The sequence below is a fragment of the Aquabacter cavernae genome, from assembly GCF_003993795.1.
Taxonomy (GTDB): Bacteria; Pseudomonadota; Alphaproteobacteria; order Rhizobiales; family Xanthobacteraceae; genus Aquabacter; species Aquabacter cavernae.
Window position 1 is genome coordinate 1,121,910 of the sequence record NZ_RWKV01000008.1, and the last position, 22,765, is coordinate 1,144,674.

Here is a 22,765-nt window from a genome sequence, read left to right on the forward strand (position 1 = left end):
GGCCGGACCCAGGGGTCCGGCCGTCCGTTTCACACGGGGCTGACGCGACGATGCGCGTCAGAAGCGCGGATCACTTGCCGCGCTTGAAGCTCTGCCAGGTGCGCGTCACCACCCGCTGCACGTCCTGCGGATAGGTGGTCACGGTGAACAGGCGCGAGAAGGTGTCCTTGTCGGGATAGATGGACGGGTTGTCCATGATCGCCTTGTCGATGAACTTCTGCGACGCGAGGTTGCCGTTCGCGTAGGAGATGTAGTTCGTGTTCTTGGCCGCGACTTCCGGCTTGTTCATGTAGTTGATGAACGCCAGGGCCTCGTCCACATTCTTCGCGTCCTTGGGGATGGCGAAGTTGTCGAACCACATCAGCGCGCCTTCCTTGGGGATGACGTAGGCGATGTTGATGGGCTTCTTCTTGGTCTTCTTCGCGGCTTCCTCGGCGCGGGACTTGGCCTGGAACATGTCGCCCGACCACGCCACCGCGATGCAGATGTCGCCGCGCGCCATGGCGTTGATGATGCCGCCGGAATCGAACTTGCGCACGAAGGGACGGACCTTCAGGAGCATCTCGCCGGCCTTGGCGATCTCTTCGGGATTTTTCGAATCGGGATCGAAGCCGAGATAGCGCAGGGCGGCGGGGATCACCTCTTCCGGCGCATCCAGGATATAGACGCCGCAATCCTTCAGCTTGGAGAGGTTCTCCGGCTTGAAGATGATGTCCCAGGTGTTCATGGGCACATCGCCGAGGCGCTGCTTCACCATGTCCACGTTATAGCCGATGCCCGTGGTGCCCCACATATAGTTCACGGCGAACTCGTTGCCGGGATCATAGACACCGAGGCGCTGGGTGATTTCCGGCCACATATATTGGAGGTTCGGAAGCTTCGACTTGTCCAGCTTCTGGAACACGCCCGCCTTGATCTGGCGCTGCAGGAACGAGCCGGTGGGAACCACCACGTCATACCCGGTCTTGCCTGCCAGGAGCTTGGTTTCCAGCACCTCGTTGCTGTCGAATACGTCGTACCGAACCTTGATGCCGGTTTCCTTGGTGAAGTCTTCCAGCACGGATTCGTCGATGTAATCCGACCAGTTGAAGACGTTCACCACCTTTTGCTGGGCGGCTGCCGGCAGCGTGCCAAGGGCAAGCAGGCCGGCCGCTGCCGCAAGGGCGAGGCGATGCATGATTTTCTCCTCTCGAAGGTCCCGCGGAAGCCGTTCCTCGGCTTTCCCCGAACAGGCTATTGCGGGACGGCGCGCCGCTCAACCGTCAACCGCGCGTCTGCGACCTTAGACGGAGATATGCGTAGGTCAGGCCAGCAGGATGGAGAGGGGAAGCAGCCCGCTTGAACTGGTGGCCCGGTCCAGCAGGATAAAGAAAACCAGCACCAGCGCCGCCAGCGCCAGGAACACCCCGAACAGCACCAGCGAGATGCGCCGCGCCACGGCGGACACGTTCATGAAGCCCATCGCCCCCGCGAGCATGGAAACGACGAGGAAGAAGATAGCGTATTTCAGCATGGCCGAGGCTCCGTTTGCGCGAACGGAACCCCAGGCCCCCTCCGCCGGTTCCTCACCTGTGACACGCAGCCGGCATCAGGGGCTGTTGAGCCACCCGCTCACCTCCAGCTTGAGGCGGCGGAAGTCCCAGAAGGCGGCCGCGAGAATGGCGAACGGCACCAGGGCGAACAGGAGCGACAGGGTGGATGACCATTCCAGCGCTCCGCGCAGGAAGTCATAGGCCAGATAGGTGGTGAGCAGCGTGATGACGGCGGAGATGATGAAATATATCTTGCGGCTGAGGCGGCTCAGCCCGAAGCCCACAAGAACAGCAACGATAAGCGCGCCCACCATGCCCCAGGCCCAGCCCAACCCCATCTGCACCCCGACGAATCGTCCGGCGGAAACGCAGAACAGGATGAGCGCCAGGAGCAGCAGGAGCCCTGCGCGAACACGCACGATGGATGGCTTGCCCGAAGGTGAGAAATCCGCCGCCATTGTCATGCTCCCTGCCCCGGGGGCCAAGCCTGCGCACAAGCCTGCGCACCTGCCCCCCATCCATCCCGGAGACCGATGATGGCCCGCACGCTCGTCATCCTCAATGCCCAGGCGGGCACTATCCTCGATCTCGGAGCGGAGCGGGTGCGCCGCGAAGTGGACGCAGCCCTCACCGAGCCCGGCCAGGACGTGGACGTGGTGGTGCGCGAGGGCGCGGAAATAGCCAAGACCATCCGCGCAGCCCCTGCTTTGGGCTACGACACGCTGGTGGTGGGCGCGGGGGACGGGACCGTCAGCTATGCCTGCTCGGTGCTGGCCGATACCGGCCTGACCCTGGGCGTGCTGCCGCTCGGCACCATGAACCTTCTGGCCTACGACATCGGCCTGCCGCGCGACCTGCCGGGCGCCCTCGCCGCCCTGCGGGAGGCCGAGCCCATGGCCATCGACCTCGCCCTCCTGAACGGGCGGGCCTTCCACGGCGTGTCCGGCGTCGGCTTCTTCAGCCAGATGGCCATGGCGCGCGAAGCCATGCGCCAGCAGCACGGGCGGGCGATCGGCTGGTTCCTGGCCCTCGGCCGGGCGCTGGCCCGGTCCGGGCGGCTGCGGCTCGATATCGACGTGGACGGGCAGCGCGTCTCGCTGGACGCCTATGCGGCCCTCATCACCAACAACACGTTCGACGGGGCCGGCTGGCACCGCTCGCGGCTGGATGGCGGGGAACTGGAGGTTCTGGTGGCGGAGGAGCGTGGCGCGCTCGCGCGGGTGAAGGTGGGCGCGGACGTGCTCATCCAGACCTGGCGCGACAATCCCGGCATCCACGCCTTCAAGGGCCGCTCGATCACCATCAGCGCCTCCCATCGCCGCCGCCTGTGGGTAGCGACCGATGGGGAAGTGACCCGGGAGAACACGCCCATGCGCTATGAGATCCAGCCCAAGGCGCTGCGCCTGCTCATGCCCAAGGCCGCCCTCCAGCGCCCCCAGCCCCTGGCCGAAAGCGCGGCGTGAGGCCCCGGGAGCCCGTCTGGAACTACACGGGTTGCGTCCTTCCCCCTCCCAACCCTCCCCCGCAAGCGGGAGAGGGCTTTCCACACCTGAATTATGGGCCTGCCACGGGCGGTTGGCGCGACCGGCTCCCTCTCCCGCCCGAACTCGGCTGTTGCCGAGTTCGGTTCATGAGCGCACCTAAGTCGGCAACAGCCGACTTAGGTGCGGGGGAGGGTGGGAGGGGCAGAGCCGTTCCGAAGGGCAAGCGGATCTGAATTTCCAAACGGGCTCTAAGATCCGCGCGTTCGACCCATGGGTCTTTGGTCATGCCCGCGCGGCGCCTGAGCAAAGCGGCCCGGCATCTGCGGACGCCGGGAGCCGACAGGATCAGGCGGAGGCACCCTGCGCCTTCGCGCGCTTCAGGTGCTCGTCGAGACGCGGCAGGATCTCCACGAAATTGCAGGGGCGGTAGCGCACGTCGAGCTGGTTCACGAGGATCTCGTCCCAGCCGTCCCGGCAGGCGCCCGGCGAGCCGGGCAGGCAGAAGATGTAGGTGGCATTGGCCACCCCCGCCGTGGCGCGGCTCTGCAGCGTCGAGGTGCCGATCTTCGCATAGGAGATCATGTGGAAGACCGTGGAGAAGCCTTCCATGCGCTTCTCGAACAAAGGCTCCAGCGCCTCCGGCGTCACGTCGCGTCCCGTGAAGCCCGTGCCCCCGGTGGTGATGACCACGTCCACCTCGGGATGGGCGATCCAGCCCCGCACCACGGAGCGGATCTCCGCCACGTCGTCCGGCACGATGTCGCGGCCGGCGAGCACATGGCCCGCCCCCTCGATACGCTCCTGGAGGGTCGCACCCGACTTGTCGGTGGCAAGGTCGCGGCTGTCGGAGACGGTGAGCACCGCGATGCGCAGGGGCACGAAGGGGCGCGTGGCATCGATTCCGGGCATCAGACGGGTCCCTGCAAGGTATTGCATTGCTGCATGGAGCCCGTCTTAAGCCCGCGCGTGAACCAGGTCACGCGCTGCTGGGAGGAGCCGTGGGTGAAGCTGTCCGGCATCACCATGCCCTGGGACTGCTTCTGAAGCTTGTCGTCGCCGATGGCGCTGGCGGCGTTCAGCGCCTCCTCGATGTCGCCCGGCTCCAGGATCTGGAAGCGCGCATTGGCATGGTGCGCCCACACGCCCGCGAGACAGTCGGCCATCAGCTCCGTGCGCACGGAAAGCGCGTTCGCCTCCGCCTTGCTGCCCGCACTGCGCTGGGCCTCCTGCACACGCGGCAGGATGCCGGTGATGTTCTGCACATGGTGGCCCACCTCGTGGGCGATCACATAGGCATTGGCGAAGTCGCCGGGCGCGCGGAAGCGGTCCTTCATCTCCTGGAAGAAGGAGAGGTCCAGATAGACCTTCTGGTCCGTGGGGCAATAGAACGGCCCCACCGCCGAGGTCGCCCCGCCGCAGGCCGAGCGGGTGGAGCCGGAGAACAGGACCATGGTGGGGTCCTTATAGGTGCGGCCCTGCTGGCGGAAGAGTTCGGTCCACACATCCTCGGTCTGGGCGAGCACGGTGGAGGCGAAGCGGCCGAGCTGGTCCGTCGGCGCGCCTTGCTTGCCCTGAGGCTGTGCGCTTTGCTCATAACCGCCCGACCCGCCCTGGATGGCGTCGAGCCCGGAGAGCAGCACCAACGGGTTGATGCCCAGCGCCCAGCCCACAAGGCCCACCACGATCAACGTGCCGATGCCGATGCCCCCGGCCCCGCCGCGCATGCCGCGCCGGTCCTCCACATTGCCGCTGGAGCGGAAATCCTCCCACCGCATGACATCCTCCACCGCTCGTCTTCGGCTTGCGCCACCCGTGACCAACGCCACGGCGGCGCTCTCGGTTCTGTTCGCTTAAAGGCAGATTGCGGTGGAAACGGTGACGCTCGCGCTCAATGTGGCGCCACGAGGCGGCTGTCCGCGCGCTCGAACCGCCACAATGCCGCCGGCGACAGGTGCGTCCCGCCGATCCAGCGATCCACGCCGTTGCGCGCGGCGTGGTCGAAATCGCCCGCCAGCGCCGCCTCCCCCGCCTTGGTCAGCGCCACCGTCCCGGAGGCGAACTCCCGGTAGGTGCGCTCCTCCGGGCTTGGCGGCTCGGCGGGCGTGAAGGGGCGCACCTGCGCGATGCTGAACGGCAGGCCCGTGATCAGCGGCTCGGGGGCGTTCGCCAGGGCCTCCAGCCGCAGGAAGAAGGAGAGATCACCCATGAATTGCGCCTCCTCCGCCTGGGTGACCGTGCCGAACAGGCGGCCGATCACCTGCGGGCCGTCTGCGAGCGCGCGCAAGGTCCGCTCCTCGGTCAAGGACAGGCCGCTGCCGGGGGCGGGAAGCTCGGCCAGCAGGCGGCGCAGGGCCGCCCCCAGAAAGGGCAGTTCCGGCAGGCTGGAATGGCCCAGCACCGCCAGCGCCTCGGGCGTCGGGGCGGTGAAGGCTTCCCAGGCGGCGCGCGCCATCTCCAGCTGGAGGCTCGACACCGGCGTGGCCGTGCCCTCGAAACGGGCCATGTCGGCGGGGGCGAGCGCGCCCAGATAGGTGTCCGCCTGCATCAGCCGCAGGCCGAGGCGCTCCGGCTCGCGGGCGAAGAAGGCGAGGAGCTGGATGAGCTGGAGCTGGTCGAACAGATCATGCTCGAACCACAGCTCCACCTCGCTATAGGCGATATGGGCGGACAGGATGCCGTCGCGCTGGGCGAAATCCGCGCGCACGCCGTCGAGGTCGAAACCGAGCGCGCCCGCGATGAAGTCGGCCCGCGCGTCGGAAACCAGTTCGAGGCTTCCCGCGTCCGGCACCGGGCCGTCATGCAGGAAGTCCCGCCATTCCAGGACGCGCCCCTTCACGCCGCCGCTGCGGATGTTCGCGGCAGCCGAATCCCCATTGGTGACGATCAGCCGTGCCATGAAAACCTCGCTCTAACCCTCGCTCTAACCCTCGTTGCGGTCCCCGCCGGTTTGGTCTTGCGTCTTGTGCCGGGCTCTCAGCCGCGCCCGCGATAGGTTGCGACCCCCTGGTCGGGAAGCCACACGCCGGACGGCAGAATGCCAGTTTGCCAGAAAACGTCGATGGGGATGCCCCCTCTCGGGTACCAATAGCCGCCGATGCGCAGGAAGCGCGGCGCCAGCAGGTCCACCAGCCGCTTGCCGATGGCCACCGTGCAGTCCTCGTGGAACGCGCCGTGATTGCGGAAGGCGGCGAGATAGAGCTTGAGCGACTTGGATTCCACCAGGAACTGGTCCGGCACATAGTCGATGACCAGATGGGCGAAGTCCGGCTGGCCGGTCACCGGGCAGAGCGAGGTGAATTCGGGACAGGTGAAGCGGGCCACATAATTGGTGTCGGGGTGCGGATTGGGCACCTTGTCCAGCACGGCGGTGTCGGGATCCGTGGGCAGCGCGGACTGGCGCCCGAGCTGCATCTCGGTTTCGGTCATGGTGTGTCCCTTCAAGGGGCGGATGGGGATGGTCGCGCGGAAGATAGCGCAACCGCGCCGCAGGAAAAGGTGCCGGCTCAGCACCGGGGGGCGTGAAATCCCTGTGCCTGCTGTGCGTCCGAGCCCCTTCGCTTTCGCCCTCCGACACGCTAGAAGCGGCCCCGAAAGCGGGACCCACGCCGGTCGCGCCCCTGCCAGACGCTCGAAAATAGGGAAGGCACGTTCCATGACCGCCATCGTCGATATCATCGGCCGCGAAATCCTCGACAGCCGCGGCAACCCCACGGTTGAGGTGGACGTGCTGCTGGAAGACGGCTCGCTCGGCCGCGCCGCCGTGCCCTCCGGCGCCTCCACGGGCGCCCACGAGGCGGTGGAGCTGCGCGACGGCGACAAGACCCGCTATCTCGGCAAGGGCGTCGAGAAGGCGGTGGACGCGGTCAATGGCGAGATCTTCGACGCCATCGGCGGCTTCGACGCCGAGGACCAGGTGAAGGTCGATGAGACGCTGATCGCGCTCGACGGCACCCCCAACAAGGCCCGCCTCGGCGCCAACGCCATTCTCGGCGTGTCCATGGCGGTCGCCAAGGCCGCCGCCCAGGCCAGCGCCCTGCCGCTCTACCGCTATGTGGGCGGCGTGAACGCCCGCACCCTGCCGGTGCCCATGATGAACATCGTCAATGGCGGCGCCCATGCGGACAATCCCATCGACTTCCAGGAATTCATGATCCTGCCGGCGGGCGCGCCCACCTTCGCGGAAGGGCTGCGGATCGGCGCGGAGATCTTCCACACCCTGAAGAAGGGCCTGAAGGACGCCGGCCACAACACCAATGTGGGCGACGAGGGCGGCTTCGCCCCCAACCTCGCCTCCGCCGAGGCGGCGCTGGACTTCGTGATGAAGGCCATCGAGAAGGCCGGCTTCAAGCCCGGCGAGGACGTGTTCATCGGCCTCGACTGCGCCTCCACCGAATTCTTCAAGGACGGCGCCTATCATTATGAGGGCGAGGGCAAGGTGCGCGACATCGAGGCCCAGGTGAAGTATCTGGCCGACCTCGTCTCGCGCTATCCCATCGTCTCCATCGAGGACGGCATGGCCGAGGACGACTGGGCAGGCTGGAAGCTGCTCACCGACACCATCGGCGCCAAGTGCCAGCTGGTGGGCGACGACCTGTTCGTCACCAACGTCACCCGCCTCTCGCGCGGCATCAAGGATTCCACCGGCAACGCCATCCTCGTGAAGGTGAACCAGATCGGCTCCCTCACCGAGACCCTGGACGCCGTCGAGATGGCCCACAAGGCGGGTTATCGCGCCGTCATGTCCCACCGCTCGGGCGAGACCGAGGACGCCACCATCGCCGATCTGGCGGTGGCCACGAACTGCGGGCAGATCAAGACCGGCTCCCTGGCGCGCTCCGACCGTACCGCCAAGTACAACCAGCTCCTGCGCATCGAGCAGGAACTGGGCGATGCGGCCCGCTACGCCGGCAAGGCCGCGCTGAAGGCCCTCGCCTGATCCCATCCGCCGCTACGGCCACAGGAAGCGCCCGCCCTCCCCGGCGGGCGCTTTTTTATGGGTCAGGCGGCGGAAGCCGGCTCGCGCGGGCGGCGCGGGGCGGCGCGCCGGGTGGGCGTGCCCTTGCTGCGGGCCGGAACTGGCGCCGGGGCAGGTGCGGGCTGGCGCGAAGCCAGCAGCATGAGACCGGCCGGAAGCGCGGCGAGCAGCACCAGCAGCACGGCGAGCAGTCCCTCGCCCATGACGCCCTTCAGCACCGCCGCGAGCCCCGCCACCGTCACCAGAGCGGAAAGGACAGCCGCGCCCAGCACGGCCGCCAGGGCCCGCAGGCCCGCTTTATGCCGGTTCATGGCCACCAGCATGGCCCAGGCGGCCAAAGGCAGCATGAGCAGCCCCGTGCCGAGGCCCGGATTGTAGCGCGCGAGCCCCATGGCCGCGCCGATCTGCAGGATGAGATTGCCCAGCGGCAAGGCGAAGACGGTGAGGGCAAGCAGCGGGCGGCGCGAGGCGGCCAGCGCCCCGAACAGCCCGGCCAGCCAGACCGCGCCCGCATTATAGGCGGTGAGGAAACTGAGCGGCACCGGGCAGGCCACCGCGTCGCGATAGCCGAGGCCCGTGCAGAGCGCGCCCAGAAGCGCATAGGGCCGCCCGAACAGGTCGATGCCGCTTTCCTCGAACTGATGCAGCAGGCTGAGCGCGAAACCGAGCCAGGCGAGCCACGTCAGATCATGGCCGCGCGGCACCCGCCGGTCCGTCGCAAGCCCATCCCCCGCCGCCAGCAGGACGAAGAGCACCAAGGCGGCGCCGAGCGCGATCCAGGGCCATGAGACTGCGAAGGACATCATGGCGGGCAGTCTAGCGGACGAAGGTTTCGGAAAATGAAATCCCCGCCCTCTATTGGGCGTGCGTCATGCCTCGCTGTCCAGGGTGGCGAGCGCCGCGCGGGCCAATTCCATGGTGCGGGTGAAATGGGCGGCGAGCGCCCGGGTCGCGGCGTCCGGATCGCGGGCGAGCGCGGCCTCGAACAAAAGCTGGTGCTCGCTCTGCACATCCCGCTCCGCCCCGTCCGCCGTGGCGCGGGCCAGGGCGCGGTAGCGTTCGGATTGCTCGAACAGGGTGCGCTGGAGGCGCAGCAGCCAGTCCAGGCCGCAAGCGCTCACCAGGGCCTGATGGAAGGCGAAGTGCAGGTCCGTCCAGCCGCCGTCCTGGGGAGCGGGCTGGCGGGCATTGGCGGACGGGCTCTCGCTGAGCGCCGCCCAGGCCGCGCGCACATCCGCCTCCCATTCCGCCCCGCCCCGCTCCAGGGACCGGCGCAGGGCAAGGCTTTCCACCTCGATACGGGTCTCGGTCAGGTCCGCAAGGTCGGCGGCATCCAGCCCGGTGACGCGGAAGCCGCGCTGGTCCTCGCTGGTCACGAACCCGTCCGCCACAAGGCGGGACAAGGCTTCGCGCACGGCGGAGAGGCTCACATCGAAGCGCTTGGCCAAGAGCGCGATGGGCAGCTTCTCACCGGGCGGCAGGCGGCAGGTGAGAATGTCCGAGCGCAAGGAGGCATAAACAGCCGAGGTGAGGGAACGCACGGGACCGGAGGGAGCCGTAATGCCCGTCGCCCGTCGTCGCACCACCATGTCCATCACCGCTCTCCCCCGAGAACACGCCATCCGGCCCGCACAATTCCATATTGCGCCGCCAAACTCCCGGTCTTTTCCGCCGGATGGGTGCAGAAAATGTGCCGGATCCGCGAATCGCACCCGCGCGCCCGGCATGCTACATGCCGCCTCCGAGGAAGGACCCGAGCACACCCATGTCGCGCTTCTGGAGCCCGGTCGTCGAGACCCTGACCCCCTATGTCCCCGGCGAGCAGCCGCGGATGGCGGGGCTGATCAAGCTCAACACCAATGAGAACCCCTATCCCCCCTCCCCCAAGGTCGCCGAGGCGATCGCGGCCGAGATGGGGACACTGCGCCTTTATCCCGAGCCCACCGGCCATGTCCTGCGGGCGGCGGTGGCGGCCCGCTACGGGGTGGGCGAGGACGAGGTGTTCGTGGGCAACGGCTCCGACGAGGTGCTGGCCCATGCCTTCCAGGCGCTGCTGAAGCACGAGCGGCCCCTGCTCTTCCCGGACATCACCTATTCCTTCTACCCGGTCTATTGCGGCCTCTACGGCATCACGTCCGTGGAAGTGCCGCTGGACGAAGACCTGCGGGTGCGCCTGTCGGACTATGACCGGCCCTGCGGCGGCATCATCCTGCCCAATCCCAACGCCCCCACCGGCACGGCCCTGTCGCGCGCCGAGATCGCGGCGCTGCTCGCCGCCCATCCCGACGCGGTGGTTGTGGTGGACGAGGCCTATGTGGATTTCGGCGCCGAGAGCGCCATTCCCCTGGTGAAGGACCATCCCAACCTGCTGGTGGTGCACACCCTCTCCAAGTCCCGCGCCCTGGCGGGGCTGCGGGTGGGCTACGCCATCGGCCAGCCCCACCTCATCGAGGCGCTGGTGCGGGTGAAGGACAGCTTCAATTCCTACCCCCTGGACCGCCTCGCCTTGGTGGGTGCGGCGGCGGCGGTGGCGGACGAGGACTGGTTCACGCAGACCTGCGCCAAGGTGATCGCCTCCCGCACGCGGCTGGAGGCGGGCCTGTCGGCGCTGGGCTTCGCGACACTGCCCTCCAGCGCCAACTTCCTGTTCACCCGCCACGAGAGCGTGCCCGGCGCCACGCTTGCCGCCAAGCTGCGGGAGCGCGCCATCCTGGTGCGCCATTTCAAACGGCCGCGAATCGAGAACCATCTGCGCATTACCGTAGGGACGGACGCGGACTGCGACCGGCTGCTTGAGGCGCTCCACGATATTCTCAGAGCCTGATTCTTGAGATCTGACGGCTCATCAAGGCCCCTTGTGACGTTTCGGCGAAGCGGCGGCATTGAAACCGCAGGCTACCTTCGCTATAGGGGCGCACGACTATCAGAAGGGCTGCCGGACGGCCCTTGGCTTTGTCGCGAGCGCTCGCAAGTGCGATCATGCCGCGACAAAGGCCGAGCACCATAGAGGCGTATTCATGTCTTCGACGTTCGATACGGTCGCCAACATCATCGCCGAGACGTGCGACATCCCGCGCGACACGATCACGCCGGAAAGCCATGCCATCGATGACCTCGGCATCGACAGCCTCGACTTCCTCGACATTGCCTTCGCCATCGACAAGGCGTTCGGCATTAAGCTGCCGCTGGAGCAGTGGACGCAGGAAGTGAACGACGGCAAGGCGACGACCGAGCAGTATTTCGTTCTCAAGAACCTCTGCGCGCGCATCGACGAGTTGGTCGCTGCGAAGTCCGCCTGAGGCCGGAAGGGCCTGATGCGTCCCGAAGTTTTCAAGATGGTGGACCGGATCGTTTCCATCGATCCGGCCCTGAAGACCATTCACTGCCAGGGCCTCGTGCCCGAGGAAAGCTCCATCTTCGAGGGGCACTTCCCCGGCTACCCCATCATGCCCGGCGTGCTCCTCATCGAGGCCATGGCGCAGACCACCGGCTGGCTGGTCCTGGCGCGCAACCGCTTCGAGAAGATGCCGTTTTTGGCCACCGTCAAGGAAGCCAAGCTGCGCACCTTCGTGGTGCCGGGCCAGAATCTGGACCTGCACTCGGAAATCCTGCACGAGGGCTCCGGATTCGTGGTGGCCAAGACCCATGCCACGCTCGACGGCAAGCCCATCTGCAATGCGGAACTGACCTTCCGCGTGCTCTCCTGGCCCGAAGGCCGCATGAAAAGCGTGGTGCTGAAGGTGGCCGAACACGTCCAGTTCCCCGTCGCGGATTATGTCGATGCCTGAGGGCACAAAACGGGACGTGTGGATCACCGGAATCGGGATCGTCTCCTCGCTCGGCGAGGGGCCGGACGCCCATTGGCAGGCGCTGAGCGCGGGCACCCCGCCCGTGACCGACGCCGAGCGCTTCGCGCCCTACGTGGTGCACCCCCTCGTCAAGCTGGTCTATGACGCGCAGATCCCCAAGAAGGGCGACCAGCGCCAGATGGAGACCTGGCAGCGCATCGGCACCTACACGGCCGGGCTGGCGCTGGACAGCGCGGGCATCGCCAAGAATGCCGAGATCCTGGGCCGCACCGACATGGTGGTGGGCGCGGGCGGCGGCGAGCGCGACCATCAGGTGGACACGGCCATCCTCAACGATGTGCTCACTTCCAACGAGCCGGGCAAGCTGCTGAACGAGCGCCTGCTGTCGGACCTGCGACCCACCTTGTCGCTGGCCCAGCTCTCCAACCTGCTGGCGGGCAACATTTCCATCGTGCACGGCGTCACCGGCTCCTCCCGCACCTTCATGGGCGAGGAAAGCGCGGGCGTGGACGCGGTGCGTGTGGGCTATTCGCGCATCGCGGCTGGCCAGAGCGAGATCGGCCTCGTGGGCGGCGCCTATAATGCCGAGCGCGAGGACATGCTGCTCCTCTATGCGCTCAACGATTTCTGCATGACCGACGAATTCCGCCCGGTCTTCTCGGGCGCCGAGGCTCCGGGCATTCCCTCCGGCTCCATGGGCGCCTTCCTGGTGCTCGAATCGCCCGAGCACGCCACGGCGCGCGGCGCGACCCCCATCGCCAAGCTCACCGGCGTCTGGTCCGAGCGGGCGCGACGCGATGAGCCCGGCGCGGTGGCCGCCAAGGTCGCGGACTTCGTGGCCCGGACCCATCCCGACGCGGTACTCTCCGGCGCCACCGGCGCGCACGGCGCCACCGAGGGCGAGGCCGAAGCGCTCAAGGGCGCGGGCGTGCCCGTGCGTGCCGTCGCCAACCGCATCGGCCACGGCTTCGAGGCCCAGTTCCCCGCCGCCGTCGCGCTTGCCGCGCTCACGGTCGCTAAGGGCGAGCTGTTCCCCGCCCTTTCCGGCGATCCGCTGGAGACCGGCACGGGCGCGCCGCAGCGCATCCTGGTGACCGGCGTCGGCCACTGGCGCGGCGAAGGCGCCGGGCTGGTGGAAAAGGTCGGCTGAGGCGCGCCTTTTCGCCTGTGCGGGGAGCGGCGGCATCGACGCTCCCGATCCTTCACGCCCGGACACGACCCTGCAAGGGGCGCCTGCCGCCCTCCTGCGGCAATGCCGCTCACCCGGCTCCGGGGTCGCGTTTTCCGCAGGATCAACTAAATAGAGCGTGACTGACGCGCCGGGCGGGGCGCCGTATCGATTCCAGGAGTTGCCCCATGGCGCATACCGACAAGCACGGCCGTCCCATTGTCGTCGTCACCGGCATCGGCGTCGTCTCTTCCCTCGGCCAGGGCAAGGAAGACAATTGGCGGCGCCTGACGGCGGGTGAAAGCGGCATCCACCGCATCACCCGCTTCCCCATCGAGGGCATGCGCACCACCATCGCCGGAACCGTGGACTTCCTGTTCGACGAGCGCGTCGCCGCCCCGGACCTGTCCGAGCGCCTTGCCACGCTGGCGGCCGAGGAGGCCATCGGCCAGTCGGGCATCGGCTCCAAGGGCAATTTCCCCGGCCCGCTCTTCGCCGCCGTCCCCCCCGTGGAGATGGAATGGCCCGAGAAGCGCAAGCTCGCCGAGAACGCGCCCGAGCGGCCGGTTGAGTATCGCGACCTGCTCGCCTCCGCCGCCTCCGGCAAGTTCCGCCCCTGGCATGAGCGCTTCCTGTTCGGCTCGGTGGCGGACCGCCTCGCCGACAAGTTCGGCACGCAGGGCCAGCCCATCTCCCTGTCCACCGCCTGCGCCTCCGGCGCCACGGCCATCCAGCTCGGCGTGGAGGCCATCCGGCGCGGGGAGTGCGAGGTCGCCCTCTCGCTCGGCACGGACGGCTCGGTGCACCCGGAAGCGCTCATCCGCTTCTCGCTGCTCTCGGCGCTGACCACAGCCAATGACAAGCCGGAGGAGGCCGCGCGCCCCTTCGCCAAGAACCGCGACGGCTTCGTCATGGCCGAGGGCGCGGGCGCCCTGGTGCTGGAGAGCCTCGACCATGCGCTGGCGCGCGGCGCGCGCATTCTCGGCGTGCTGGAAGGCTGCGGCGAGATGGCGGACAATTTCCACCGCACCCGCTCCAGCCCGGACGGCAAGCCCATCATCGGCTGCATGAACAACGCCATGGCGGATGCGGGCGTGACCCCCGGGGACATCGACTACATCAACGCCCACGGCACCTCCACGCCCGAGAATGACCGCATGGAATATGTGGGCCTGAAGGCGGTGTTCGGCGAAGAGGTGCTGGCGGGCATCCCCTGCTCGTCCAACAAGTCCATGATCGGCCACACCCTGACGGCGGCGGGCGCCATCGAGGCGGCGGTCTCGCTGCTCACCATCGCAAACGGCCGCATTCCGCCCACCATCAACTACCATGTGCCCGACCCGGCCATTCCTTTGGACGTGGTGCCCAACGTCGCCCGCGACGCGCAGGTGCGCCGGGTGATCTCCAACTCGTTCGGCTTCGGCGGCCAGAATGTCAGCCTCGTCATGGCGGGGGAGCCGGCGTGAGGGATGTGTCCGCCGCGGCGTTCATCTCTTCGGGCGATAGTCCGCTTAAAGCGGGACGCGCCCCCTCTCCCCTCGCGGGAGAGGGATGGGGTGAGGGGGCCACGTCGCTTGGTATGACCTCTCAGGATGACGCCAAGCGGTGCCTAACCCCTCACCCGCCTCGCTCCGCTCAGCACCCTCTCCCGCAAGGGGAGAGGGGAAGGCTGCACCCATGAGCCGCCGCGTTCTCGTCACCGGCGGCGGGCGCGGGCTGGGCGCGGCCATCGTGCGGGCGCTCAGTGCCGCGGGCTTCGACGTGACCTTCACCTATCGCAGCGCCCGCGCGGAAGCCGAGGCGCTGCTGGAGGAACTGAAGGCCCGCCCCGGCGCGTCTCCGCTCGCCGTGGAACTGGATCTCGCCGACCGCGCGGCGGTGGACGCCTTCGCCGAGGGCCTGGAGGCCGAGGACGGTCCCTATTTCGGCTTCTGCCACAATGCCGGCCTGTCCTACGACACGCTGGCCGCCATGGTGGACCAGGACAAGGCCGAGGCGGTGATGCAGGTGAATCACTTCGCCTTCGTGCGCATCACCCGCGCGCTGGTTCGCCCCATGACGCGGGCGAGGGAGGGGCGCATCGTCGCCATCGGCTCGGTGGCGGCGCTGCTCGCCAACCAGGGCAATGTGGCCTATGCGGCCTCCAAGGCGGCGCTGCTGGCCCATGTGCGCGGCCTCGCCATCGAGACCGCCCGGCGCGGCGTGACGGTGAATTACATCGCCCCCGGCTTCATCGACACCGCCATGCTCGCCAAGTTCGCCGACCACCGCGAGCGCATGGCCGCGCAGATCCCGGCCGGGCGCTTCGCGCAGCCGGATGACGTGGCGCAGGTGGCAGCGTTTCTTTTCTCCCCTGGCGCGGGCTATATCACCGGCGCCGTGATCCCGGTGGATGGCGGCCTCTCGGCCCAGCTCGCCGCCCATCGCTGAGTTTCAAGGACAATCATGCGCGCCCTCCAGCTCGTCACCGACCGCAAGCTCGAAATCGTGGACATGCCCGAGCCCGACGCCCCCGGCGCTGGCGAGGTGCAGGTGCGGGTGAAGGCCCTGGCCCTCAACCATATCGACGTGTGGGGCTGGCGCGGCATGGCCTTCGCCAAGCGCAAGATGCCCCTCGTGGTGGGCGCGGAAGCCGCCGGCGAGATCGTGGCGCTGGGCGCGGACGTGCGCGGGCTGAAAGTGGGCCAGACGGTCGCCATGTACGGCGCGCTGACCTGCGGCCATTGCCGCAACTGCATGAAGGGCCGCGACAATCTCTGCGAGAATGTGGGCGGCGTTCTGGGCTTCCATATCGACGGCTTCGCCCGCGACGTGATCAACATGCCCGAGCGGCTGGTGATCCCCGCCCCCGAGGGCGTCTCCTTCGAGGACGCCGCCTGCGCGGGCATCACCTTCTCCACGGTCGAGCACATGCTGTTCGACAACGCCCTGCTTGAGAAGGGCGAGACCGTGCTCGTCCATGCGGGCGGCTCGGGCATCGGCTCCGCCGCCATCCGCCTCGCCAAGGATGTGGGCGCCACCGTCATCACCACCGTGGGCGACGACGACAAGGCCATCAAGGCGGAAGTGCTGGGCGCCGACCACGTCATCAATTACCGCGAGGAGCGCTTCGAGCACATGGTCCGCAAGATCACCAAGAAGGTGGGCGTGGACGTGGTGTTCGAGCATGTGGGCGCGGACACCTGGAACGGCTCGCTGCTCTCCATGAAGCCGGGCGGACGGCTGGTGACCTGCGGGTCCACCTCCGGCGTGTCGGTGAACATGAACCTCATGCAGCTGTTCCAGCGGCAATATCGCATCCTCGGCTCGTTCGGCGCCACCATCCGCAACGTGGCGGACGGGCTGCAGAAGATGGGTCGCGGCGTGCTGCCGGTGATCGACAGCGTGGTGACGCTGGAGAATTTCAACGAGGGCCTGGAGCGCCTGGAAAGCCGGAAAGTGTTCGGCAAGATCGTCGTGCGCTTCTGAAACCGGGCGGGCTGGGACAAGAGACGTGTCGCCATTGAAGGCCATATGGGTGCGCATTGCGCGGCGCCTGCGCGCGCTGCTGGCGCCGGTGTGGGAGACCATCGTGGTCGGCACGCTGCGCGGCCTCGTCTGGTGGTCGCGCCTGTTCCCGGTCTCCTGGTCATCCACCATCATCTCCACCCTCGCCAAGCTGTGCGGGCCGTTCTTCGTGGTGAGCGGCACGGCGCGGCGGAACCTGCGCACCGCCTTCCCGGAGAAGAGCGACTGGGAGATCTGGTGGCTGGTGGTGGGCGTGTGGGACAATCTCGGGCGCATGGCGGCCGAGTTCGCCCATCTCGACCGCATCTGGGACTATGACCCGGTCCATCCCAACAGGGGCCGCATCGAGATCGTCGGCGCCGACATCATGGAGCGCCTGCGCGACGACGGGCGCCCGGCCCTGTTCTTCACCGCCCATACCGGCAATTGGGAGCTGAACGCCATTACCGGCGCGAAGCTGGACGTGCCGGGCGGCGTGCTCTACCGCGCCCCCAACATCAAGAAGGCCGCCGACCTCATCGCGGAAATGCGCGCGCAGACCATGCCCGGCCTCGTGAAGGCGAGCCGCAATGCGGGGCGCCAGATGGCCCGCATGCTGGAGGATGGCGAGCATATCGGCATGCTGGTGGACCAGTATTGGGGCCAGGGCGTGGTGGTGGACTTCTTCGGCCGCCCCGCCGCCACCAATCCCACCCTCGCCCGCCTCGCCCGGCAGTTCGACTGCCCGGTCCACGGCATGCGCGTCATCCGCCTGCCGCGCGGGCGCTTCCGCATCGAGATCACCGAGGAAGTGCCGCTGCCCCGCGACGCGGACGGCCGCATCGAGGTGGACGGCGCCATGCAGGCGGTGACGAAGGTGATCGAGGACTGGGTGCGGGAATATCCGAGCCAGTGGCTCTGGCTGCACCGCCGCTGGCGCTGAGCGGCGGCAGGCGGCTCAGCGCTGCTGCCGCTTGTGGTCGTTCCCCCTCTTCAGCCCATCGGGTCGATGAATACAAGCTGGGCGGATTCGTCATCCTCGATCGCGGCGGCGCGCTCGAGGATGACGCGGCCATTGTAGAGGCCGGCCAGTTCGTCGGTGGTCGAGCCCGGTAGCCTCGTGGCGAGTCGCCCCGTAATTGCCGATGGCGCCCACGGGGTCTCGGGTGCGGATGGGCACCATGACGAGGCTCTTCACGAAGGTGGGACGATAGCCAGGGCGGGACTGCGCGCATCCGCATAGATGTCCGGTATCGCCACGGACGTGCGGTTGCGCATCAGCGGCTATTCCTCATCTGGAGGGAGCCTGTTGTTAAAGCAGCCGAGAATCTGGAATGCCCCGCTCGCCCGCGCGCGGAATCGTCCCGGAGGTGAAATATTCTACACCCTCAGAAATTGAAGAACTTTACTTAGATCAATATTTTTGCTTTTCAGCACGCTAGACTGACCGCCCTAAGGGAACCGAAGGCCGCCTTGATGCGCGTAGTTTTGGTGGAGCCGGGCAAGGTCGGCTTGAAACTCATGTCGCGCATGATTGAGGAGATGGGGCACGTTGTGAGCCCCTTCACCGACGGCACGGGCGCCCTCGCCTATCTCCACAGCGGCGCCGATATCGACGTGCTCATGACGAGCTTCGAGATCGAGGGCGTTTCGGGCATCCAGCTCTGCTGGGAAGCGCGCACCATCGCCGATGGCGGGCGGCCCATCTATGTGATCGCCATGTCCTCCAGCAATGACAGCGCCCATCTGGTGGAGGCGCTGGACAGCGGGGCGGACGACTTCATCCGCAAGCCTCCGGACCGCATCGAGCTGGACGCGCGCCTGCGCGCCGCCGCGCGCCTCGTGCAGGCGCGGCGCGATCTGGTGCGGCTCGCCACGCGCGATTCCCTCACCGGCCTGCTCAACCGCCGCGCCTATTTCACCGAAGCCGAGGCGCTCATCCGCGCGGGCGGACCGGCATCGGTCCTGCTGTTCGACATCGACTATTTCAAGCGGATCAACGACACGTTCGGCCATGACGGTGGCGACGCCGTTCTGGTGGCCGTGGCCCGCGCGGCAGCGGACCTGCTGGGCTGCACCGCCCGCATCGGCGGCGAGGAATTCGCCGCCTTGCTTCCCGGCCGGTCGGAAGACGACGCCTTCGCGGAGGCCGAGCGCCTGCGCGCCCTCATTGCGGGCATGACTGTCGGCCTGCCGGACGGGCGGATGACATCCGTCACCGTGTCCCTGGGCGTGGCGCAGAACCGGCCCGGCCAGAATGCGGACGCCTGGCTGAAGCAGGCGGACATCGCCCTTTATGCCGCCAAGACGGGCGGACGCGACCGAGCGGTGAAAGCCCGGCAGGCGGTGACCGCAGGCGCACCCGGCACGGCAAGCGGGATCGTACGCGCGGAAAGCCGGGCCGCGCGCCCCACCTGAAGGAAATCGGACGCGAGACCTTAAGCCATATAAGCGCAGATAAGCGTTGCCCAGGAGGCACCCACTGCTTGACAACGAGCACTCGCACCTCCCCTGATTGCATTAATCGGGCTTGGAGTGCGTGTTGTGATAGCCGCCAATCAGATTGCTATCATTGTTGCTCTCGCAGAAGGGCGTGACCCATTCACGGGCGAAGCAATACCGCCGGAAGGTCTTCTAAACGATGCCCGTGTCGCAAGAGCACTTTTGTACGCCGTCCAAAAACTGAAACCCGAAGCATCTACTCCATTACGTGAAGCGGAGAACGTTGGTGCTCGCTGGGATGCAGTCCAAGAAGTGGAGCTGCTTAAACTCTTTGACGCGGGCATATCTCTCGATGAAATCGCTCGGACCATGGGGCGGAACCGTGGGGGCATTCGCGCCCGGCTTGTTCGTTTGGGGAGGCTGGAGCAAGAAACGTAGACACTCAAGCCTTGCTCTCCAGCCATCGATCCTTTAAAGCCGCGCTTTCCTTTGGCGCATAAGGATCACGACGATGGGTTCGCGGCCGGTGGCCGTCATCATGGGCAGCCAGTCCGACTGGGAAACGATGCGCCATGCCGTCGAGATGCTCGACGCGCTGGAAATCCCCTGCGACGTTCGGATCGTCTCGGCCCATCGCACGCCTGAGCGCATGTTCGCCTTCGCGCAAGGCGCCAAGGATGCGGGCTTCAAGGTGATCATCGCCGGTGCCGGCGGGGCCGCCCATCTGCCGGGCATGGTCGCCGCCCTCACCTGCCTGCCGGTGTTCGGCGTGCCGGTGGAATCCAAGGCCCTGTCGGGCGTGGACAGCCTGCATTCCATCGTCCAGATGCCCGCGGGCGTGCCCGTGGGCTGCCTCGCCATCGGCAAGGCGGGCGCGGTCAATGCCGCGCTGCTGGCCGCGAGCGTCCTCGCCTTGTCCGACGAGCCGCTGGCCGACCGGCTGGAATCCTGGCGCCGCGCCCGGACCGAGAGCGTGGCGGAGCGCCCGTCCTGAGCCTCATGATCAAGCCCGGCGCCACCATCGGCATCCTCGGCGGCGGCCAGCTCGGCCGCATGATCGCGCTGTCCTGCGCGCAGCTCGGGCTGAAGACGCACATCCTCTGCCCCGATGCGGACAGCCCGGCCTTCCAGGTCTCCGACGGCCATATCTGCGCCGCCTATGACGACGAGGCCGCGCTGGCGGAGCTTGCGTCCATCAGCGACGTGGTGACCTACGAATTCGAGAATGTGCCGCTGGCGACCGCCCAGTTCCTGCAGGCGCGGGTTCCCGTGCGCCCCGGCCCGCGCGCGCTGGCGGTCTCGCAGGACCGTCTGGCGGAGAAGACCTTCGTGCGCGATCTCGGCATCGAGACCGCCCCCTTCGCCCCGGTGGACAGCCTGGACGACCTGATCGCCGCCGCCGCCGCCATCGGCCTGCCCGCCGTGCTCAAGACCCGGCGCTTCGGCTATGACGGCAAGGGACAGGTGACCATCCGCCCCGGCGACGACCTTGCCGCCGCCTTCGAGACCATCGGCCGCCAGAGCGCCATTCTGGAAGGCTTCGTGAGCTTCCGGCGCGAAGTGTCGGTGGTGGCCGCGCGGCGCGAGGACGGCGCCTTCGCCGCCTATGACGTGACCGAGAACGTCCACCGCAACCATATCCTCCACACCTCCACCGCCCCCGCCAACGTGACGGCGGAGACCGCCCGCTCCGCGCGCGGCATTGCCTGCCGCATCGCCGGGGCGCTGGAATATGTGGGCGTGTTCGCGGTGGAGCTGTTCGTGGCCGACCAGGGCCTGTCCGAACGGCTGATCGTCAACGAGATCGCCCCGCGCGTGCACAATTCCGGCCATTGGACCATGGATGGCGCGGTCACCAGCCAGTTCGAGCAGCATGTGCGGGCCATCGCCGGCTGGCCTTTGGGCGACACGGCGTGCCTGGGGCGCGTGGAGATGCTGAACCTCATCGGCGACGATGTGGACGACTGGCAGCGTTTCCTCGCCGATCCCGCCGCCCACCTGCACCTCTACGGCAAGCAGGAAGCCCGCGCCGGCCGCAAGATGGGCCATGTGAACCGCCTGCTGGATCGCGACCCCGAAGGCTGCTGACGCCGGGCGGCTTTCCGCGCTGTCTTCTCTTCTCCCCTGACTACCATTTCAGTCCCTTGACAGGACCGGCCTGCCTCCATTCAAATCGTTTTAAACCGGCACGCCAAATTCAAAGCCGGACCTGGGAGGACACCAATGGCCATTACCCGTCGCGGCCTTGCGGCCGCGTTCGCCCTGAGCGTTGCGCTTTCCCTCGGTGGCGGCGTCGCGCAGGCCCAGACCAAGCTGAAATGGGCCCATGTCTATGAGCCCGCCGAGCCGTTCCACACCGCCTCGGTCTGGGCGGCGGCCGAGATCGCCAAGCGCACCAACGGGCGCTACACCATCGATGTCTATCCCTCCTCGCAGCTCGGCAAGGAAAGCGACATCAACCAGGGCCTGACGCTGGGCACCGTGGACATGATCATTTCCGGGTCCAGCTTCGCGGCCAAGGCCTACCCGCCCATCGGCGTCACCTATTATCCCTATACCTTCCGCGACGCGAACCACCTGCTGGCCTATGCCAAGAGCGACGTGTTCAACGACCTCGCCAAGGGATACGCGGACAAGACCGGCAACCAGATCGTCGCCGTGACCTATTACGGCGTGCGCCAGGCCACCTCCAACAAGCTGTTCAAGACCTGCGCGGAGATGAAGGGCCTGAAGATCCGCGTGCCGGACGCCCCCGCTTATCTCGCCATGCCCAAGGCCTGCGGCGCCAATATCGCCCCCATCGCCTTCGCCGAGGTCTATCTGGCGCTCCAGAACGGCACCGTGGACGCGCAGGAAAACCCGCTCACCACCATCGAGGCCAAGAAGTTCTACGAGGTGCAGAAGAACATCATTCTCACCGGCCACATCGTGGACCATCTCAACACCATTCTCTCCAAGCAGCTCTGGGACAAGCTCTCGCCCGAGGACCGCAAGATCTTCCAGGAGGTGACCCAGGAAGCCGCCGCCAAGGCCAGCGGCGAGGTGGCAGCGCGCGAGAAGGAGCTGATCGAGATCTTCAAGAGCAAGGGCATCAACATCGTCGAGGTGAACACCACCGACTTCAAGGACGCGGTGATCAAGAACATCACCTTCGAGAGCCTCGGCTACCGCAAGGCGGACTGGGACAAGATCCAGGCGCTCAAGAGCACCATGTGATCGCGCCCCCTCTCCCGCGCCCGGCGCGGGAGAGGGTTGTCCTCCCCGTCCCCTCCATCGCGGGATCCCCCATGGCCGAGCAGCCTCACCCCGAAATCCATACGCGCATCACCGGCGAAGAACTGGCCGAGACCTTCGAGCAGGAAGCCCCCGTGGACCTCTCCACCTATGGGGTCGAGGACTGGCTGACGCTCATCATGTTCTGGGTCATGGCGGGCCTCGTCTTCCTCCAGTTCTTCACCCGCTACGTGCTGAACGACAGCTTCGCCTGGACCGAGGAGTTGGCGAGCTACGCGCTGGTGGTGGTGGTGTTCTGGGGCGCGTCCATGTGCGTGCGGCTGTCACGGCACATCCAGGTGGACCTGCTCTACCGCTTCCTGCCCCCGCGCGTCGGCCGGGTGCTGGCGCTGCTGGTGGACGTGCTGCGCACGGCCTTCTTCGCCTACGCCGTGTGGCTCATGTGGCGCTATGTGGGCCTCGTGGGCGACGAGCCCATGGTGATGGTGGAGGCCTCCAAGGGCCTCGTCTATATCGCCGTGCTCGCCGCCTTCGCCCTCATGCTGGTGCGCTCGGTCCAGGTGACCATCGCCAATGTCCGGCGCGGCTACGGGGTGCTGGAGCGCCCCGAAGCCTTCGACGCCCTGGAGGCGTGA

At 67.5% G+C, this 22,765-nt stretch carries 24 protein-coding genes; 15 read left to right on the forward strand and 9 right to left on the reverse strand.

Translation table 11 applies throughout. The features are described from left to right. Positions 1-70 precede the first annotated feature (70 nt). The 3 genes from EJJ38_RS09900 to EJJ38_RS09910 all read right to left on the reverse strand — a co-directional run bounded on the left by EJJ38_RS09900 (position 71) and on the right by EJJ38_RS09910 (position 1,990). Complete coding sequence (locus EJJ38_RS09900) at positions 71-1,177, reverse strand: polyamine ABC transporter substrate-binding protein (protein ID WP_127089902.1); 1,107 nt, start codon at positions 1,175-1,177, stop codon at positions 71-73. A 126-nt stretch (positions 1,178-1,303) separates the two neighbouring features. Continuing rightward, positions 1,304-1,513, reverse strand: coding sequence for a DUF1328 domain-containing protein (locus tag EJJ38_RS09905; protein ID WP_127089903.1), 210 nt, complete (start codon positions 1,511-1,513; stop codon positions 1,304-1,306). A gap of 75 nt (positions 1,514-1,588) precedes the next feature. Next, the gene (locus EJJ38_RS09910) at positions 1,589-1,990 is read right to left on the reverse strand and encodes a hypothetical protein (protein WP_127089904.1); all 402 of its coding nucleotides are present in this window, start codon (positions 1,988-1,990) and stop codon (positions 1,589-1,591) included. Between the two features lie 78 nt (positions 1,991-2,068). Between EJJ38_RS09910 and EJJ38_RS09915 the strand changes: the two genes are divergently transcribed. Further along, complete coding sequence (locus EJJ38_RS09915; protein ID WP_127089905.1) at positions 2,069-2,995, forward strand: diacylglycerol/lipid kinase family protein; 927 nt, start codon at positions 2,069-2,071, stop codon at positions 2,993-2,995. 366 nt (positions 2,996-3,361) lie between these two features. Here the strand turns inward: EJJ38_RS09915 and moaB are convergent, their stop codons facing one another. From moaB to queF, 4 genes are all read right to left on the reverse strand, one after another. Beyond that, a complete protein-coding gene (gene moaB / locus EJJ38_RS09920) occupies positions 3,362-3,925 on the reverse strand; it encodes a molybdenum cofactor biosynthesis protein B (RefSeq protein WP_127089906.1) in 564 nt (187 codons plus the stop codon). Then, positions 3,925-4,791: a KPN_02809 family neutral zinc metallopeptidase gene (ypfJ, locus tag EJJ38_RS09925; protein WP_127089907.1), complete on the reverse strand. Its 867-nt coding sequence runs from the start codon at positions 4,789-4,791 to the stop codon at positions 3,925-3,927. The genes moaB and ypfJ overlap by 1 nt, the downstream gene beginning before the upstream one ends. Before the next feature lie 113 nt (positions 4,792-4,904). Further along, positions 4,905-5,912, reverse strand: a complete 1,008-nt coding sequence (locus EJJ38_RS09930; RefSeq protein ID WP_127089908.1) for a hypothetical protein — start codon at positions 5,910-5,912, stop codon at positions 4,905-4,907. 77 nt (positions 5,913-5,989) lie between these two features. Continuing rightward, a complete protein-coding gene (gene queF / locus EJJ38_RS09935; RefSeq protein WP_127089909.1) occupies positions 5,990-6,442 on the reverse strand; it encodes a preQ(1) synthase in 453 nt (150 codons plus the stop codon). A gap of 226 nt (positions 6,443-6,668) precedes the next feature. On the opposite strand from queF, the gene eno reads away from it, so the two are divergent. Continuing rightward, on the forward strand, positions 6,669-7,952 hold the full coding sequence (eno, locus tag EJJ38_RS09940) for a phosphopyruvate hydratase (protein ID WP_127089910.1): 1,284 nt from the start codon (positions 6,669-6,671) through the stop codon (positions 7,950-7,952). A 62-nt stretch (positions 7,953-8,014) separates the two neighbouring features. Here eno and EJJ38_RS09945 read toward each other — a convergent pair whose 3' ends face one another. Further along, a complete protein-coding gene (locus EJJ38_RS09945) occupies positions 8,015-8,797 on the reverse strand; it encodes an HXXEE domain-containing protein (RefSeq protein ID WP_127089911.1) in 783 nt (260 codons plus the stop codon). A 63-nt stretch (positions 8,798-8,860) separates the two neighbouring features. Then, the gene (locus EJJ38_RS09950) at positions 8,861-9,586 is read right to left on the reverse strand and encodes a GntR family transcriptional regulator (RefSeq protein WP_245454171.1); all 726 of its coding nucleotides are present in this window, start codon (positions 9,584-9,586) and stop codon (positions 8,861-8,863) included. Positions 9,587-9,756: 170 nt separating this feature from the next. Between EJJ38_RS09950 and hisC the strand changes: the two genes are divergently transcribed. From hisC to EJJ38_RS10015, 13 genes are all read left to right on the forward strand, one after another. After that, on the forward strand, positions 9,757-10,815 hold the full coding sequence (gene hisC / locus EJJ38_RS09955; RefSeq protein WP_127089912.1) for a histidinol-phosphate transaminase: 1,059 nt from the start codon (positions 9,757-9,759) through the stop codon (positions 10,813-10,815). 193 nt (positions 10,816-11,008) lie between these two features. Continuing rightward, the gene (locus EJJ38_RS09960; RefSeq protein ID WP_121624114.1) at positions 11,009-11,290 is read left to right on the forward strand and encodes an acyl carrier protein; all 282 of its coding nucleotides are present in this window, start codon (positions 11,009-11,011) and stop codon (positions 11,288-11,290) included. Between the two features lie 15 nt (positions 11,291-11,305). Next, positions 11,306-11,779, forward strand: coding sequence for a 3-hydroxyacyl-ACP dehydratase FabZ family protein (locus EJJ38_RS09965; protein ID WP_127089913.1), 474 nt, complete (start codon positions 11,306-11,308; stop codon positions 11,777-11,779). Beyond that, on the forward strand, positions 11,772-12,950 hold the full coding sequence (locus EJJ38_RS09970) for a beta-ketoacyl-ACP synthase (RefSeq protein ID WP_127089914.1): 1,179 nt from the start codon (positions 11,772-11,774) through the stop codon (positions 12,948-12,950). The genes EJJ38_RS09965 and EJJ38_RS09970 overlap by 8 nt, the downstream gene beginning before the upstream one ends. A 206-nt stretch (positions 12,951-13,156) precedes the next feature. Then, positions 13,157-14,434, forward strand: coding sequence for a beta-ketoacyl-ACP synthase (locus EJJ38_RS09975; RefSeq protein WP_127089915.1), 1,278 nt, complete (start codon positions 13,157-13,159; stop codon positions 14,432-14,434). Between the two features lie 211 nt (positions 14,435-14,645). Then, on the forward strand, positions 14,646-15,398 hold the full coding sequence (locus EJJ38_RS09980) for an SDR family oxidoreductase (RefSeq protein WP_127089916.1): 753 nt from the start codon (positions 14,646-14,648) through the stop codon (positions 15,396-15,398). Between the two features lie 15 nt (positions 15,399-15,413). After that, the gene (locus tag EJJ38_RS09985; protein ID WP_127089917.1) at positions 15,414-16,436 is read left to right on the forward strand and encodes a zinc-binding dehydrogenase; all 1,023 of its coding nucleotides are present in this window, start codon (positions 15,414-15,416) and stop codon (positions 16,434-16,436) included. A 25-nt stretch (positions 16,437-16,461) separates the two neighbouring features. After that, positions 16,462-17,397, forward strand: coding sequence for a lipid A biosynthesis lauroyl acyltransferase (locus EJJ38_RS09990; protein WP_245454172.1), 936 nt, complete (start codon positions 16,462-16,464; stop codon positions 17,395-17,397). A 533-nt stretch (positions 17,398-17,930) separates the two neighbouring features. Continuing rightward, a complete protein-coding gene (locus tag EJJ38_RS09995; protein ID WP_127089918.1) occupies positions 17,931-18,872 on the forward strand; it encodes a diguanylate cyclase in 942 nt (313 codons plus the stop codon). A gap of 535 nt (positions 18,873-19,407) precedes the next feature. Then, positions 19,408-19,890 (forward strand): 5-(carboxyamino)imidazole ribonucleotide mutase, encoded by a 483-nt coding sequence (gene purE / locus EJJ38_RS10000; RefSeq protein ID WP_127089919.1) that lies wholly within the window; start codon positions 19,408-19,410, stop codon positions 19,888-19,890. Positions 19,891-19,895: 5 nt separating this feature from the next. Further along, positions 19,896-20,984 (forward strand): 5-(carboxyamino)imidazole ribonucleotide synthase, encoded by a 1,089-nt coding sequence (locus tag EJJ38_RS10005; protein WP_127089920.1) that lies wholly within the window; start codon positions 19,896-19,898, stop codon positions 20,982-20,984. Between the two features lie 135 nt (positions 20,985-21,119). Next, positions 21,120-22,112, forward strand: a complete 993-nt coding sequence (locus EJJ38_RS10010; protein WP_127089921.1) for a sialic acid TRAP transporter substrate-binding protein SiaP — start codon at positions 21,120-21,122, stop codon at positions 22,110-22,112. 71 nt (positions 22,113-22,183) lie between these two features. Beyond that, complete coding sequence (locus EJJ38_RS10015; RefSeq protein ID WP_127089922.1) at positions 22,184-22,765, forward strand: TRAP transporter small permease; 582 nt, start codon at positions 22,184-22,186, stop codon at positions 22,763-22,765.